The sequence below is a fragment of the Echinicola rosea genome, assembly GCF_005281475.1.
GTDB classification, from domain to species: Bacteria; Bacteroidota; Bacteroidia; order Cytophagales; family Cyclobacteriaceae; genus Echinicola; species Echinicola rosea.
The window spans coordinates 1,767,910-1,785,204 of sequence record NZ_CP040106.1 but is presented as its reverse complement, the minus strand read 5'-3'; the positions used below and the strand labels follow the sequence as shown (position 1 = coordinate 1,785,204).

The following is a 17,295-nucleotide window of genomic DNA, read 5'->3' as shown; positions in this document are numbered from 1 at the left end:
ATAATCTTCTTAATTATTAGCCTTTGAGGCCATCAAGCCATATTGCTGCGGCAGGTAACCCTAAGCTTACATACTTTCGCAATCGCCCACTCTAGGTGATCAAGTCTGTTAATCAATTCATGTATCCGATGGCCATCTGCAGTAGAGCTGTCTTGTTCAAGTGTCATTTCAAACCTACCCTATGCATAATCCGGTTTGTCTTTTGACCTATCTATTAAGTTGCAAAAAGACTTCCTTTGCTACGCTCGTTTCTTTTTTGCCTTGATTTCGTCCAAAATACACTACCGCCTTACCCGTCATTTAACCCGCTTTATGCATTAGGAATCGTTATGAGAGCTGAAACTACAAGAAAATCAGGTTGTTTGGAGATTGAATCATCCGCCGCGGCGGATGGTGAAATCGAAAACAGCAGCGAAGCAACTGATTTTGTCCGCCGCGGCGGATCAGGTCGCAACAGATAGGCTAATGCATATTCCGGGTTTAAGCGTTGTCGTAAGACTATTCGGATACAAAAAAACCTCCTGCCCGGAAATCCGTTTAGGAGGCTACTTTAATCGGGGGTTTATGTAATAGGTTTGACAGTGCTTATTTCAATGATTTGCTGAAAAAAGTACATCGTATATTCATGAACCAAATTTCTAAAATCAACAGCAATTTAAAGATGAATTTTTAAAATGTAAAATTTACACTTAATATTTTTTCAGTTTGTTTTTGTGCTTTTCACATCATTTTTCAAGTAAGCCTTGACCAGCTGGGCCCACTTCTTCAAATCCCCTTCTTGCCACTTTCCAGCAGATGATGCAGAAGGATGGAGCATGGAGCAAGTTTCATCTTTGTCAGAAATGGACCATGCCAGCCAGCTGATTTGGTTGCTTTCCATCCACTCATACCAGGCCTGCCATGACTCCAGATCAATCTCTCCATCACCGGAAGCTTCCATCGAAGCGCATTCGGAGACAAATAATGGCAAGCCTTTCGCCAATGCATAATCGGCACGTTTTCGGAGAAAATCTTTATGTGTAGCCGCATAGAAGTGAAGTGTGTACATCAAGTTGTCATAACCAGTAACGGGATCATCAGCAGCCAAATGTACATCTTGATCCCAATGGGGAGAGCCCACCAAAATCAAATTATCGGGATCACTCTCCCTGATCACCTTGATCACTTCCTCACTATATGTCTTCACTTCCTGCCATGTATCTGACTCGGGCTCATTGTAAATTTCATAGATCACATTTGGATAGCTTCCATATTTAGTGGCCATTTTTTTAAAAAAATCCTTGGCCTCTTCCAAATGAATATGATGACTGTGCCAGTCAATGATCACATACATTTCCGATTTGATGGCTGCCTCCACCACCGCTTCTACTTTCTCGATGGACCAATCGGAATTGTCCAAATAGGCGCCTTCCGGCTCCACTCCCATGGCTGCCCGGACGACATTGGCATTCCAATCCTCCTTGAGCCATTTTACCGCACCGGCATTATAAAAGCGCGGCCACCAATTGTGCCAACCAAAACTCACTCCCCGGAGTACAACAGGATCGCCTTGTTTATCTACCAGCTGAGTCCCCTCCACTGACAGCGGACTCAGGCTATCCACTATGGTGGTAGTGGGGGCGGGGTGGCTATTGCCCCCGGTATTACAGGCAAACAACAATAATAATAGGATGTAAATTGATTTGAACATAGGAAATTGGGTTTATTAGATTGATCTTAAGTCAAAAATAAAGCACAAATCCCACCTCCTAGGCGTTTGAATGTTTAAAATTGGTAGCGGATTTGATAAGCGTGCCATTTGTTCTCCAGCCACATCCGCCATCATTTTACTTTGAAATGAAAAAAGCCCCTCGTAATTCGGGGGGCTCAACAGTATAGTAACGTTCGTATATCAATAGTATCAAGTCAAACCTGCCATTGCCGGCAGGCATGCCTTACCCGTCATGTAAGGGTTGTCGTGACACTAGCCTTTGGAAGACTCATCAAGCAATTGGACTGAGCTATCATTGATCTCAAAGTCATGCATTTGAAGCATCCTTATGATCTCTGCTCCGGCAGCTATCACCGGGCCATAGCCATGTGCGGCATACGGATTAATCGGACGGTGGTAATAAAATGCCGGGTCAAAGCCCATTCCAGTTCCCACGCAGGTACCTTCCACTTGACCTTTGTCACTCACCTTGGTACTAACGGCATTCCAAGCCAATAAAGTCATTGGGGCATAGGCTTGGTCATCCACCCAGCCTTCGTTTACCGCTTTAGCTATACAATAAGTATAAATCGCCGTGGCCGAAGTCTCCAGGTAGGAATCATTCTTGTCGAGCAATTGATGCCAAAAACCCGATCCAGACTGCAGTTTTGCAAGTCCCTTGATATGTTTCTGCAGAAGGTCCAAAACAAACGGCCTCCCCGGGTGGTCTTCCGGCAAGGCATTGAGTACCTCTACTTTGGTCAGGATCGCCCAGCCATTGGCACGTCCCCAGTGAAACTGTGGATGCTCTTCCATGCCCTGCACCCATCCGTGCATGTAAAGTCCCTTTTCTTCATTGAACATCCGTCCAGAAAAGAGTTTGATCTGACGGACTGCCTCGTCAAAATATTTCTGCTCTCCTGTCAGCTTCCCCATTTGTACAATCGCCGGAACGCTCATATAAAGATCATCCAGCCAAAGGGTGTTTTTCAATGGCCGATTTCTGGCCAAAGTTCCATCTTCCAAGCGGAACTGACTATTCATGATATAGTTCATGAAATTGTCCACCACGGGGCGCACATCGGTATCTACTCCCGTCATGGAGGTTTTGATAAAGGAAGCACAAAGCGCTCCGGCATCATCCAAGGCTCCCGGGTACAACACCGAATGCAAAGCATGATCCTTCCCATCCACTTTTTGGAAATGCGGATAAAGGTCAGCGATGAACTTCACTCGCTTTTTGGTATAATCGGTATAGCGCTCATCCCCTGTTACTTCCCCTGCCAGCAACATGGAAGAATAGGTCACGCCCCATTCGTAGCTCAATAGCCTGAAATCCCCTTGCTTTAGGACACTTTTCCCATCCACTTTATTAAAATCAGTAATCGCCGAACCGTCTTCCTCGGTCAATACTTCCGTGGGAGTAGTCGAATCAAGGTATTCATATACCCGATCGATTACGGCCTTCACTTCTTTTTCTTCCGGAAAGCCATACGGAACAGGATAATCAGGCTGCAAAAGGTGCAATGGCGTGTTGGTATCCGTAAGCACTTCTTTGGTTTCTGTACTGGCTTGGTCTGTTTCTGATTGAGGAGAGCAGGCAATCGCGAGGCCCAATGCCCCTATCATTCCTGGCTTGAGTAATTTTAGGACGTTCATAAATTAATTGGTAAAATTTGGGTCTTCTTAAATGACAGACTTTAAAAATATAAAATTAAGCATTACCAAAAAATTTCTGTGCTGTACTGTAGGGATACGGCTATGCAAACCTTTGCTTTGGCTTGGGCATAAAGTGATCATGTCATGGGCTATGTGCAGGTCAACGGCGCATCCGTGATTGTGCTTCCTTGAATGGGATTGACCGGATTAATATTTCGTTTTCATTATTATATAGGGTAATAACTGGGGGGGTACAAATCTGGAACAGCTTAATTGAGTCAGAGACTCAAAGCTTGCCATTGCTGGGGCAGAGCCCCAGCACAACCCTGTGTACGGTACCTCACAACTCAATGCCCATGACACAAGTCTCACTACTCACTTCTAACCCCTCCCCAAACCAACCACATACTACAGCACGGGATTTTGTTTCCAATTATATAGATTTATCTTTTGGCTACATCGACCAGCCAATAGTACAAACCCAAATCAAATGATATCATAACCATGAAAAACGTAAAATATGGGCTTTCAGCGATCATCGCATTGATCACCTTACTGATGGCCTTTACGCCCAAAGAGGAAAAACACACCCTCTACATCATCGGAGACAGCACTGTTCGCAATAGCCGTGGCGATGGTGGACCGGGGCAATGGGGCTGGGGAACGTTTATCGACGATTTCTTTGACAGTACCAAACTGGAGGTAAGCAATCAGGCCATGGCCGGCAGAAGCACGCGGACCTTTGTCAAGGAAGGTCGGTGGCAGCGGGTACTGGACGACCTTAAGCCAGGGGATTTTGTCATGATGCAATTTGGCCATAATGAAGGCAGCAAGCCTGATACGACAAGGGCTGGCTACAGGGGAGTACTTCGTGGCACTGGTGATGAAACCGTCGAGCTGACGTGGCCTGACGGCACCGAAGAAACAGTCCATACCTATGGCTGGTACCTGAAAAAATTTGTCACCGAAGCCAAGGAAAAAGGAGCCACTCCCATCATCTGTTCGATGATCCCCAGAAATAAATTCCAAGACGGCGAAGTGGAGCGTGCCAACCAAGATTATGGAAAGTGGGCCAAGGAAGTCGCCCGCAAAACCGGAGCCTATTTCGTGGATCTTAACAGCATCGTGGCTGACCAATACGACCAATGGGGTCCCCACGTGGTACCTTCACTCTTCGAGAAAGACCACACCCACACCAATGAAGCAGGTGCACGCATCAATGCTTGGTCTGTAGTGCAGGGCATCAAATCACTGGAAGATTGCAAACTAAAAGCCTATCTCTCCAAGGACAAGCCCACGCTCTACCTTATCGGTGACTCTACTGTCAAAAATGGCCAAGGCGATGGTGCTGGAGGACTTTGGGGCTGGGGCGATTATATGGCTCCTTATTTTGACCTGGACAGGATAAAAGTACAAAATCATGCGCTGGGCGGGACCAGTAGTCGGACCTACCAAACGTATGGCCTGTGGGAAAAAGTCCGTGAACAACTCGAACCGGGAGACTATGTCATCATGCAGTTTGGCCATAATGATAGCAGTCCGCTGGACGATAGCCACCGCGCACGCGGCACCATCAGAAGTGCCGGCACGGAAGCAGAAGAAATCTATAATCCCATCACCGAGCAATATGAAACAGTCTATAGCTATGGCCAGTACCTCAAGCAGATGGTCACGGCCACCAAAGCCGCCGGAGCCACACCGATCGTCTGTTCGCTGATCCCAAGAAACAACTGGAAAGAGGGCAAGGTAAATCGTGCCAATGACAGCTATGGCTTATGGGCAAAACAGGCCGCAGAAGCCAGAAAGGCTTGCTTTATCGACCTGAACAACATCATCGCCGATGGCTATGACGAACTCGGTGAGGACTATGTCAAAGCCCATTTCTTCAATGACACTGACCACACCCACACCATCCTCGACGGTGCCAAATACAATGCGAAAGCTGTGGTCAAGGGCATCCAAGGACTGGAGGATTGTGACTTGAAGGAGTATTTGGTGGAAGATTGAAAGATTGGAAGATTGTATGATTGGAAGATTGTATGATTGGAAGATTGTATGATTGGAAGATTGTATGATTGGAAGATTGTATGATTGGAAGATTGTATGATTGGAAGATTGTATGATTGAGCCCCTGGTCCAAGTCTCCCGACTTGGACCAGGACGCTTAAAAGTCTCCGGACTTTGCCTATCGAATAAACCTTTTACTTACCAATTGCCTTAAGCACCCTATCCTCCAGTATCAAAACATCTCTCATTAGTAAGTTATGCGGAAATTTTTTATGTTTTGAATCCTTATAACCCTCCATAATTTTCAATAAAGATGATGCCTTTATTAATGATAGGTTCAACTCATATTCTAAGCCACATTCTTTAATAAATTCATCTGAAAAATCTGGGCTTATCAATAAAGATTTGATCACTTTAAAACCATTCAACTCTGCTTGCTTTGCATATGATTTTAATTGCCTTGATACTGAACTAAATTTATTATACCCACTCTCTTTAACTGATTTACACTCTACAATGATGATTTCATTCTTACCCATATCTAGGATAATATCCGCTTTGTCTTTGCTAGTGTTTAGTTTTTTTCTTAATTCCTCATTGACACTAAAACTTAATTTTTCAAAAATAACTTTAGTCAGTTCTTCAAACTTAAGCCCTACTTCCGCCTCTTTAATAACTATTCCATTTTCCTTTAATAAATTAAGGTTTCTAAGTCCAATATTTTCATAATTTTCCAAGTACAAATTATCAGAATCTTTATATGCCTCCAAAATGTTCAACACAACATCACCTCTTGTCTTTACTCCAGTATGCTCACAAAACTTCAACAAGTCCTCTTGCTTAATTATTTCTAGAATATCTCTAGGCTTAATGTTAAAATCAAGCAAAAATTCGCTAGTGAGAAGGGTACCATCTTGAAATTGATATTCGTGTGCTATTTGACTTTCAAATTGAGGTAATAAGGTTGATAAATCAGATACTAATTTTTCATATCCATCGATAGATATCCCAACTTTCTCATCTCTCTCTACCTCCTCAAAATAATTTATCAGGTTCTGTATTTTCTCTTCCAAAACTGACCCCCTAATTGTGGAACTAATTTTGAGCTTTTTCTCAACCAGATCATTAAAAAATTTCTTTTTTTCGGTTAACGTTGTATCCTCTTTAAATATGTCTTCTGACAATATCCCTTTAAACGAGATCCCCTCACTAATTATACTTTTAATTTTTTGATCCAATGGCTTTTTCCAATCAATTCCATGACTCCTACATATTAGGTTAATAAGCGGTTCCCTGAGGCAAAGTAATACCCTTCTATAAAATTTCGCTGAAACTTCTTTCCCCCTTATTTTACGTAAAATCCTTGCAATCTCATCAGCAACGTATATAGTATTGGACTTTTTTGAATAAAAAATTACACCTATTGATTTTAAATCATTAATAACCGATTCCACTTCAAGTTTTTGAATTGGCAATATCAGGTAATTAATCAGTTTTATCTCTTCTTGAGATAGCCCGAGATTATTTGACAAAGTTAGAAGGATAGATTGTTCGTCTGTGGTAATTTTCTTTTCTAAATTATTTTCTTCGTCATTGTGATAGCTAGTATGTAAACATGCTTGATATATTTTATAATCTCTTTTTCTATAGTATGATATATCTCCAACTCCCTCTTCTAAATCTTTTTTAAACCTCCTGACTTTTCCTTTCATTATAGATATTTCATTCTCGTACAATCTAGAAAACCAATCCTGTTTGATTATAGCATTTCCTTCTCTTGAGATAATATCTATTAAAATATCCAATTGGGAACTTGTATTTATAAATTCGGATTTCACAAATTCCTTAAATTCATTTTCTAAAAGTGAAAATACCTCTACGATAATAGTATTGTCTGCGCTTTTTAAGTCATTCCTGTTGTCAGAAAGAATTTTTTCAACTTCTTTGATATTGGCAGGATTACCAGAGATGAGATTATCTACAATCTTTAAAAATGAATTTTTCTCAAATGAATTGAGGTTTCCTAAAACCTTTTCTAGTTTCATTTATTCTGTTATTTTGGTAGAGGATAAAATTTAAAAATGAATTAACCTAATATTATAAATTTTACCGAATCAAACAAACTAATTTAAGGCTAAAAACACCAAAAACACTTCACATGAGACTTACATACTTTTCGTCATGACTAATCATTCAGGTCCAAGTCTCCCGACTTGGACCAGGACGCTTAAAAGTTTCCGGACTCCCCCTTACTTTGTCAAGACTTTTTCCAGAACCGTATTCCACGCATAGGGATCTTTTACTTTCCCTGATCGCACAGCGGTTAACTGCGCTTTTAATTGAAACATTTTGGCATCATCAGCAATGTAGGGCTTGTAATCATTTCCATCCAAATGGATGAGCGCAAAGGGAGCCACCACAGCAGCTGTACCGGCACCAAAGGCCTCCACTTTCTTCCCAGCTTCAAAAGCCTCCTGCAGCTCCACCAAGCTGATCGGGCGTTCTTCCACTGGCCAGCCCATATCCCTCGCAATTTGCAATAAGGAGTCCCGCGTTACTCCTGCCAAAATCGTTTCTCCTGCCGGTGGTGTCAACAACTTATCTCCAATGATAAACATCAAATTCATCGTCCCTGATTCTTCCACATATTCATGGTCACGACTGTCCGTCCAGATCACCTGATCAAATCCCTCTTGCTGGGCCAGCTTTGCCGGGTAATAGGCCGCGCCATAGTTCCCGCCATTTTTGGCTGCTCCTACACCTCCTGAGGTGGCACGGGTATAGTACCTTTCCACTTTGACCTTTAGCGGCCTTGCATAATACGCTGCCATTGGGGTACACACTACCACAAACAAATAATCTGTGGAAATGCTTACACCCAATCGCTCTTCTGTGGCAATGACAAAAGGCCGGATATAAAGGGAATTTCCCTCACCTTCCTTAATCCAACCTTGCTCCACCTCCACCAATCCCTTGATTCCATTTTCAAAAAGCTCCTTGGGCACTTCTGGCATGGCCATCCTACGCAAGGATTGATTGATCCGCTCGTGATGGCGGTCCAACCGGAATATACTGACACCATCATCCACTTGCCGGTAAGCTTTGAGTCCCTCAAAAACTGTCTGGCCATAGTGCAGGCACATGGCCAATGGAGACAAGGTCAGGTTTTCATAGGGCTGAATAGCTGCCGAATGCCACGCTCCTTCGCTGTACTTGGCCACAAGCATGTGATCGGTGGCTTCCACACCAAACTGAAATTGGTTAAAATTAAACTGTTCGATGGAACATTGAGATGTTAGCTGTTTTTTGATTTCCATACCCGCTTGATTTCAGGTTATTATTTTGATTTACCCCAAAATTAAGAACTAAAACCAACCATTACAGTTACAGTTTTTGTAATTTCAACCATAACAGATGGAGATGTTGGGTGTCGGAGGTCCGATTACCGATTACCGATGTTCGATGTGTGTCGGACGGCCCTTTCCTTGGATGGCTATCGGCATTGTCTCATTTCTCACATCTCAAGTCTCATATCTACCACACATATATGAACCTATACCAAAAAATCGCCACCGAACTGGAAAAGCAAATCAAAAACGGTACGTACCGTTTTGGGGATAGGCTTCCTTCCGTACGGAAATTGCATCGTGAAACCGGCCTGAGCATCAGCACAGTGCTCCAAGCCATGTACCTTCTGGAAGCAAAAGGACTGGTGGAAGCCCGGCCAAAGCGTGGGTACTTTGTCACCTATCACCCCAAACAGTCCGCAGCATCTCCCGTCATATACCATCCCACCAACAAGGAAGGCAGCGAAGATATCGAGGAAGTGATCCAGCAAGTCTATGGCCAAAGTGACCGGGAGGATCAGCACATAAATTTCGCTGTGGGTGTTCCTTCTGCTAAGATGTTGCCCATTGCCCGTCTGAAAAAAATGGTACGTGAAACCATGCTTGCACTCCCTGATGCCTGCGTCCATTACGAATCCATTTCGGGCAATGCCTACCTCCGTCGGCAAGTGGCCCAGCGCACGTCCCTGTGGGGCAATGGACTTTCTCCCGATGACTTGGTTACTACCACCGGCTGTATGAATGCTGTGGCCATTGCCCTCATGTCCATCACCAAGAAAGGCGATTGTATCCTCACCGAAAGCCCTGTTTATTTTGGGACCTTACAGCTGGCCAAAAGCCTGGGGCTAAAAGTACAGGAGATGCCTACCCATGGGGAATATGGGCTGGACTTGGAAGAAATCAAAAACACCATCAAACATGACCAAATTGCTGCCATTGTCCTGGTCAGCAATTTCAGCAATCCCTTAGGTTACTGCATGTCGGCACAAAGCAAAAGGGCACTGGTAAAAATCTGCACCAACCATCAAGTGCCGCTGATAGAAGAAGACTTGTATAGTGACGTGTATTTTGGTTCGGAAAGGCCGCTGCCCTGCAAAAGCCATGACCGTGACGGCATCGTCCTTTGGTGCAGCTCGGTGTCCAAAACCTTGGCCCCAGGCTATCGGGTGGGCTGGATAGCGCCGGGAAAATACAAGGACAGCATACTCAAAACCAAGCTTTACCACCAGGTCGCCAGCCCTTCACTTTCTCATGAGGTGGTGGCAAGGTTTATGGACAAAGGCCGCTATGACAACCATCTCCGACAATTACGAATTGCACTCCACCATAACCTGCTCAAATACCTGCAGATCATCCAGGAATATTTTCCCGAAAACACCAAAACCACCTTTCCCAATGGGGGATTCCTCCTATGGATCGAGTTGGATCCGAGGATAGATACCTTACAGCTGTATGAGCCGGCATTAAACTTGGGCATCAAATATGCTCCTGGGAGGATATTCACCCTGCGCGACCAATACAAAAACTGCCTCCGCCTAAGCTTTGGCCTCGACTGGAACGAGCAGACAGCCACTGCCCTGACCAGGCTGGGCCTACTTTTGCAGCACCAACTGGTTAATTATTAACCTGAGCTCGACTTAATTTTAGTATTAAAAGCGTTGCGAACCCTTTTAAGGAGGATGTGGGTTGGAAAAGGGTGTGGCAACTCGCCGCGGCGAGCTGCCACGGCTTCCACCCCTCATATCTCCCTCTAAGCCTCGCAGTGACGGTTTTATAATCGAACTGAGGTTATTAGGTTGGAAGGTTCAAAGGATTCAAGGTTGGATGTCAGGTCCTGAACCTGGTCGGCATTTTCCCATTTTCATCCCTACCGCGATGGATGCCTTTATGTAGTCGAAGGCCGCCCACGCCTACTCCAAGCTTGACTGTCCTGGGGCAGAGCCCCAGCACAACCCGGTCATTGTACTGAGGGCACAGTGTACTTCCCTGATTAGTGTTGACCGGATTATAATTAGTTTTCATTATCAATTATTGTAATCGCTAGTCATTTACTAAAATCATATTGTGTTTCTCTTTGCTTCATAACAACCCCACGTAACCTCCCCGCCGTGGCGGGGAGGTTTCTCACGTCTCACTACTCACATCTCATATATCAAATCTCATGTTTCACTCCCTTTCCAAGGTAACCGCCATCAACCCGATTACTACTTCGATGGTCGTCGCTTTTACTTCGAGCGAAGCCAATTCTTTTTCAGGATCTAAGGGCAAATCCAGCACTGTCGCCGCTCCGCCATCTATGGCATATTCGGTAAAATGGTCAATGGCCTCATAATCATCATGCGCTTTTCTGCTGATCTTACCCGTTTTCAAGTGCACCCGGATAGGCCTGGGAACAGCAATATCAAACGCATGGCCATCGATATAATAGTCCTGCTCGATCGGCCACCAGCTTTCGGGATTCCGCAGTGACAAGATGTCTTCGCTACCATCTTTATAGTGCACGATCACTTGGCCATTTTCCATCCTGCTCTGCATGTGATTAGTAGAACCCGCCATCAAGAGGTAAGCGTGGCTTGCCTTTCCGGATAGGGATACCTTTGCCTGCTCCGGATAATTATCCCATAATGAGGCAAACAGGATGTTGTTTTTAGCTGCATCTCCTGGAGTGCTGAAAGGAATTCCCTGCGGCAAAACAAACTGATTCTGCTCTCCGGCCAGTTTACGTAACCCCGCATCATTGATATCCATATAAGCGCCATGTGATGCCCAGTCGCCCATTCCCTGAACGGGAATTTGCAAAGTGGGATATGGCGATCGTGGACTGTGGTATTTGTTCCTGAAAATGGCAGTCACCTTATCATTCATAGCCGCAGAAATTTCCACGGTTTCAAGGCTTTTTGATGAAGCGTCCAATTCCCAATTGATCACCTCCTGCTGAGCCACCAGCTCATCACCGTGATACACTTCTATCAAATTAGTACCTGTTTGGAGCAGGGATAGTGCTTCGATGGTAAATTCCCGGGCCTTATTTGAAACTAGGCTAACGTTTGCTTTCCAAGGCTTTCCGTTCACCAAAATGGAAACGGGCACGGTTTCCTTTTGATGATTCGTGACCGAAAAGGCCAACGCTGAAGGCGATTGCTTATCGACCGGCGTAATTTCCAGCCTTGGCAGTACCTTAACGGCAATTGGCTCCCACCAGGTCATTTCCCCTTGCTTCAGTTTAGCGAAGAAAGTTTTGTCACCCGTTTGATGGCCAAACTTGACCATTACTTCACCTTCTACCATTTCCTTGGCCGCCAACACTTGCTCCGGATCCTTCAATTTCTGTACTTCCACTTCATTTTCATCCAGGCTCAGGCTTTCGCCCACGGTCACTTCCTTAGGGGTTTGTACGGCCTCCAAAGCACCTCCTTGCCACACTACTGAGATAAGGTTCTTTTCTCCCAAAGGCGCTTTGATCACCATGATCGGTCTCCCTACCTGGTTTTCCCGAAGCCTCCACGCTACCGGCTTACCATTGACTTTCACCTCCTTGACACCTGCTCTTTTTGCCCTTAGGGCCAATTCCAATAAAAGCTCCTTCCCAAATCGATTGGTGATCTCATAGGTATCTACCTCTCCCTTTTGCTTGAAGTCGATGGCCACATCCGGCGTGTTAATGGAGGCATACTTCCATTTGGCAGGAAATCCTGGGGCGATCTCCAACCGATCGTTCATCAAGTCGGGTTTTATCCCAAAGAGCCCTTCGATGAGCGACCGAGCCCCCATACCTACTGCATCCGCAAAATCGCGGTAAAGCTCACTTCTCATCGCATCTAAAAAGGACAGCTGCTGAAAATTGCCGGGGCTTCCGCCCAGGTACATACTTTCCAGCAGGGCACTTTTCCACAACCTGAACGCTTCATCGGAATTCCCTGCTTGCCAATAGGCCAAACTCGTGTGCAACACTTCGGCCAAGGCCACATTATTCACCGACCATGTATAAGGCATCCAGTTGGTAGTCGAAAGGGTGTGGTACTTCCCTGCTTCCAAGCCATCTGCTGTCAAGGGAATATGTGGAATTTGCGTATCCACGTATCGGGTCATCTGCCAGGCCTGAAAAGGATCGGGCACCTCACTGTCAATGGTATGATAAATAGACCACACCCCTGCTTGAGGGTGTACATTCTCTGGTCCCAAAAAATCCTTGTATTCGGCATACCAGCCATCCGGTAACCAAAGTATTCCGTTCATTGCCTGAAGGATGCGGTCTGCCTCGGCCTCATACTTTCCTCCATCTTCGCCAATAAACGATGCCAGCTCAGCCGCTTTTTTATGGGCAAAATAATTATAGGCCGATGCATGGGCCACGCCTCCACTATTATATTGAAGCGCATCGCTGGCCCAGATGCTGGCATAGGCATTGTAAAGCCCATCACCGTCCGGATCAAAATTACGCTTCTCCCACGCCAAATGCCGCTCAATGGAAGGCCACACTTTTTTCAGGTAGTCCACATCTCCTGTCCAATCAAAATGACGGATCAACTGGTCAAAAAACACTTGGTTCATGTCATAGTGGTGTGGGGAAGATGGCTCCCCTGGACGACGACTGATATAGCCGCTGTTAAAGATAGATTTACCTGTTTTCTCCACTTGTCTGGCCAGATGCTTCGCAGTATCCGGATCATTTCTGGTTCCCATTGGCTCCAAATATTGTGATGCCAAGTAGCCGTCAAAATGCGTTTTGGCTCGATCATGCCAGCCCATCCAGTCGGCCACATAAGCTCCCCGCCAGCCCGGAAGGGGCATCCGCCATGCCACGGCTCCGTGCACATAAGCAGGCTCATCATAAATCGCATCTGCGGCGATGCCCAAGGCTCCTCCAATGGTATTGATGTATGGATCAGGAGTCGCTACCTGGATGCGATTGGCCAATTGGCTTCTTGCCTCATCTGCTCGGGCATAAGCTGCCGATAATTCTTCATATGGTAATTCCTGAAACCCTGGTCGGTAAATGGCAAAATAATGCTCCCCATCTCCCGCGGGGACCTTTCCCACCAATACTGGCGCTTCTACCACTGTTGATCCCCATAAAGCCGCGGGACTGACCATCTTTTCCGGTGCTGCACGTTTTAGTTGTGCCCTAGAGGGAAAGGTGGCCAACATCCTTGGGCGATCTGCCCCATCTTTGGCCTCACCATAAGCCAATACCATTTCATTTTGGCTATTGATTTCAATATCATTGCCTTGGCACTTTTCGACCGTCAGGTCAAATACAGATGGTGGATCTGCACCAAGGTCCCCCATTCTCCTGAAACGCTTGCCCGTCACACCACCATAGACAAAAATCAATTCAGCTCTTTCGGGCAATCCCTCCGTTTCTGTTCTAAAAATGGCACCCTCTTGCGCACGCAAGGGCATCACGTTGACGCGGACTGTAGCATTGCCCCAGAGTGGATCGGTGATGGCATACATCATCATGCCGGCCCTATAGCTAGATTTTACCTGCTCGGCCTCATGGAGCCATTTGGATTGTCCATCTACTTGGACACCGATCCTAAAATGCCCTCCCATGCCGGGCAAGTAAAAAGAAAACAATGGCTGATCGCCCGCTTCTGTACGAAAGTCGGAGTGATACCCGTACAGAGCACGATTAAACCTGCGCTCACCATTTTCGATCTCAAAATCCTGCCCACTCGGTGAGTAACGTAGCTTTCTGGGGATGTCATGCCAATATTCCTGCCCCATCCCTTGATGGAAATTGCCAATCAAAAGGCCAATAAGTACTAAGGTAAATAATGCTCTGTCAGCTTTTAACTGATCCATGATGGTTTAGTTTTTAATATTGAAGAGATAGGTACTAGATGTCATGAACTCACCGCCCTGACTGGCCAAAAATAGATAGTCCGGTTTGTCGTCTTTAAAGAGAATCTGTGGCCGTTCAAACCTTCCATATTTTGACAAATGACCAGGTTTTGGCGGTTGGCTAAAATAATGATCGGTTTCGTAATAGGCAATCTCTGGCGGATCGCTGAAATGAATCCCGTCTTCGGACTCCAAGTATAATCCATACTGATGGTTATAAATTCCCATGTCCCGCATCAGCATCCTGAACTTGCCATCCTCGTACCAGACAAAACCATCTTCCGCTTGGATGTTATCGCCTTTATCGGCGTAATTGATGATCGGGTTTTCTTCGTATTTACGGTACGGCCCTTCTGGCTGATCAGCGATGGCCAGTCCATATTTTCTATTGCCCCGGATTTTGGGATCAGTATAATGCTCGTATTCGTAAGTGTTCCAAGATTTGTAATAAAGAAAACACCGCCCATCGGGATGCTGTACAAAGGACGGATTGGTGGTACAATGATCATCCCAGTCCCCTTCTTCTCCGGCTTCTAAAAGTGGCTTGTCCGGCCGTCTCCATGGACCATCCAGAGAATCTGCCATCGCCAAGCCAATCCGCTTGGTATTGGTCCGCTTATTATGGTTGCCCATATAAAAAAGGTAATATTTACCATTCACCTCCTTGATATGGGGATTATGGCAGGTCGTGGCGTCCCAGTGCTCACCTCCCCTTGGTGCAATTACTACTTCCTGAAAAGTATAGGGCCCTTCCGGACGATCAGCCACTGCATGGGCAATCTCCGATTGATGAATCCAGCCTCCCATGCCGTACTCCGCCTTCCAGCGTGAATAGAACACGTGAACCTTACCCGCCGCATCATAGATGGGACTAGTCCCCCAAACATAATACCCTTCCGTCTCCAATAAACGATGTAATGGCTCCAACCGGCTGGCAAATGCAGATTCCGGGTCCTTATGGAGCAATGGCTCCAACGATGACGGGAAAAGCCCCATCACCGGCATCATGGCCGTATATCCCAGAAAATCCCTTCGTTTCATATCTGTTTTATTTTAATCCAAAATATGTGTCAAGCTGACGAATGCAGTTCCTATTGAATACGCTAAGGCTATTCGTTTCATTGAAAAGCCACCCGCCGTTGGCGGATGGCCTTCATTTGTCCTTTATCTTTCTTCTTGACTCTTTTATCTATCTTAATACTGTCCTCATACCTTGTACTTCTAATAACCCGGATTCTGCTCATACAGCCCTTCCTTCACATCCAATTGGTTGATCGGCACGGCGTAGATCAGGTCGTCTGAGGTGATGTCGGTAGAAATCTTGTTGCCGGAGTCATCCGTAGCGATCCAATCCAGCATCACATCGATGGCCATTCCTGAGCGGACCAAATCATGCCATCTTAGCCCCTCACCAATAAACTCCCTTCTTCGCTCTTCCATAATCTGCTCATACGTCACATTCGAAAGGGTGGTGCTGACACCTGCCCGCTCCCGGATGTCGTTTACGATCTCGTCGATTTCTGCTTGCGAACCGCCGCTTTTGCTCAGCGCTTCGGCTTTCATCAACAGGATATCGGCATAGCGGATGACAGGATAGTTCAGCTCAAAATCAAAGCGGTCCACACCCAGGTTGTCCAAGTCCAGGTATTTTTTGATAAACCTGTCCTGCACGGTATTGCCATTGGCATCTGTATAATTTACCCATACCGAGAAGTCGTCTCTCACGTCATCCGTCGCATAGGAAGCCATCAAATCGGCCGACACAGTCTTGGGCGCATCCGGGAAGGTGCCACCTGCAAATGGGATCCCATTGGAACGGGCAAAGGCTTCTGGGTAGTGGTACTGCACATACTCTCCACCTACACCAAGTCCGCCGCTCAAAAACTGAACATCAAAAATGATCTCCTCATTGTTTTCGTTGTCGTAAGCAAATATATTGGCATAGCTATCCACTAAATCAAACTGGCCACTATCGATGATCTCATTTAGCAAGCCAAGGGCTTCACTCCATTCATTGGTGCCAAGTACTGGACCATCAGGATGTAACTGCGTACCAGAACGGGTCATATACACCCGTGCCAACAAACCTCTGGCAGCATGTGAAGTGGCACGTCCCAAATCGCCTGCACTGGTAAATTCATCAGGCAAATTGCTGATCGCAAATTCCAAATCTGATATGATCAGTCCATAAACATCCGCCACAGGACTGCGTGGAATCTCCAATGCCTCCAGCGGGGTCACCGGCCGGTCGAAAAGCGGCACCCTGCCATAAAACCTGATCAAATCAAAGTAATAGAGCGCCCTCAAAAATTTCGCTTCTCCCTCGATCCGTGTCCGAATAGCCTCATCCGGCAGGACATCTGCACTCAGGTTGTCCAAAATGGTATTGGCGCGCATGATATTATTGTACAGGCCATTCCATGTGGAATTCATGATCCCCGCTGTCGCCAAATTCGTATTGAAATTATTGATCAGGTTATAATCCCTGACGCCTGCGGTTCCTGGAGAATAGATATTGTCCGAGCGCACTTCACTCAGTTCGAAGTGATTAATGGGATAGGAATTCAGCCCATTATAAGCGCCTGTCAGCCCCTTCAGAAAATCTGATTCATTCTGATAAAAAGCATTGGAGCCGATAGAAGATATTGGTGACTGGTCTAGTTTACTTTCACAGGACACCATTGCTCCTGTGGCCAGACCGATCAGCGTGATATATAGTTTATTCAACTTTTTCATTGTTCTTGT

The 17,295-nt window shown here is 45.8% G+C and carries 10 protein-coding genes; 2 read left to right on the top strand and 8 right to left on the bottom strand.

What is annotated here, in order from left to right:
• Positions 1 to 700: 700 nt before the first annotated feature.
• Positions 701 to 1,690 carry a glycoside hydrolase family 5 protein gene (locus tag FDP09_RS07405; protein ID WP_137402058.1) on the bottom strand — a complete coding sequence of 330 codons (990 nt, stop codon included), beginning with the start codon at positions 1,688 to 1,690 and terminating at the stop codon, positions 701 to 703.
• Positions 1,691 to 1,963: 273 nt separating this feature from the next.
• Entirely contained in the window at positions 1,964 to 3,349 is a 1,386-nt protein-coding gene (locus tag FDP09_RS07400) for a glycoside hydrolase family 88/105 protein (RefSeq protein ID WP_229683303.1), read from the bottom strand.
• A 504-nt stretch (positions 3,350 to 3,853) separates the two neighbouring features.
• Here FDP09_RS07400 and FDP09_RS07395 point away from each other — a divergent pair.
• The gene (locus FDP09_RS07395) at positions 3,854 to 5,356 is read left to right on the top strand and encodes a rhamnogalacturonan acetylesterase (protein ID WP_137402057.1); all 1,503 of its coding nucleotides are present in this window, start codon (positions 3,854 to 3,856) and stop codon (positions 5,354 to 5,356) included.
• Positions 5,357 to 5,550: 194 nt separating this feature from the next.
• Here the strand turns inward: FDP09_RS07395 and FDP09_RS07390 are convergent, their stop codons facing one another.
• Both FDP09_RS07390 and FDP09_RS07385 read right to left on the bottom strand, forming a co-directional pair.
• On the bottom strand, positions 5,551 to 7,401 hold the full coding sequence (locus tag FDP09_RS07390) for a hypothetical protein (protein WP_137402056.1): 1,851 nt from the start codon (positions 7,399 to 7,401) through the stop codon (positions 5,551 to 5,553).
• A 204-nt stretch (positions 7,402 to 7,605) separates the two neighbouring features.
• Entirely contained in the window at positions 7,606 to 8,673 is a 1,068-nt protein-coding gene (locus tag FDP09_RS07385) for a branched-chain amino acid aminotransferase (RefSeq protein ID WP_137402055.1), read from the bottom strand.
• Positions 8,674 to 8,903: 230 nt separating this feature from the next.
• On the opposite strand from FDP09_RS07385, the gene FDP09_RS07380 reads away from it, so the two are divergent.
• Positions 8,904 to 10,328, top strand: a complete 1,425-nt coding sequence (locus tag FDP09_RS07380) for an aminotransferase-like domain-containing protein (RefSeq protein WP_137402054.1) — start codon at positions 8,904 to 8,906, stop codon at positions 10,326 to 10,328.
• Between the two features lie 202 nt (positions 10,329 to 10,530).
• Here FDP09_RS07380 and FDP09_RS07375 read toward each other — a convergent pair whose 3' ends face one another.
• The 4 genes from FDP09_RS07375 to FDP09_RS07360 all read right to left on the bottom strand — a co-directional run bounded on the left by FDP09_RS07375 (position 10,531) and on the right by FDP09_RS07360 (position 17,286).
• Entirely contained in the window at positions 10,531 to 10,725 is a 195-nt protein-coding gene (locus tag FDP09_RS07375) for a hypothetical protein (RefSeq protein ID WP_137402053.1), read from the bottom strand.
• 144 nt (positions 10,726 to 10,869) lie between these two features.
• The gene (locus tag FDP09_RS07370) at positions 10,870 to 14,511 is read right to left on the bottom strand and encodes a DUF4450 domain-containing protein (RefSeq protein ID WP_137402052.1); all 3,642 of its coding nucleotides are present in this window, start codon (positions 14,509 to 14,511) and stop codon (positions 10,870 to 10,872) included.
• 6 nt (positions 14,512 to 14,517) lie between these two features.
• Positions 14,518 to 15,591, bottom strand: coding sequence for a glycoside hydrolase family protein (locus FDP09_RS07365; protein WP_137402051.1), 1,074 nt, complete (start codon positions 15,589 to 15,591; stop codon positions 14,518 to 14,520).
• Positions 15,592 to 15,771: 180 nt separating this feature from the next.
• On the bottom strand, positions 15,772 to 17,286 hold the full coding sequence (locus tag FDP09_RS07360) for a RagB/SusD family nutrient uptake outer membrane protein (protein ID WP_137402050.1): 1,515 nt from the start codon (positions 17,284 to 17,286) through the stop codon (positions 15,772 to 15,774).
• Positions 17,287 to 17,295: the final 9 nt, after the last annotated feature.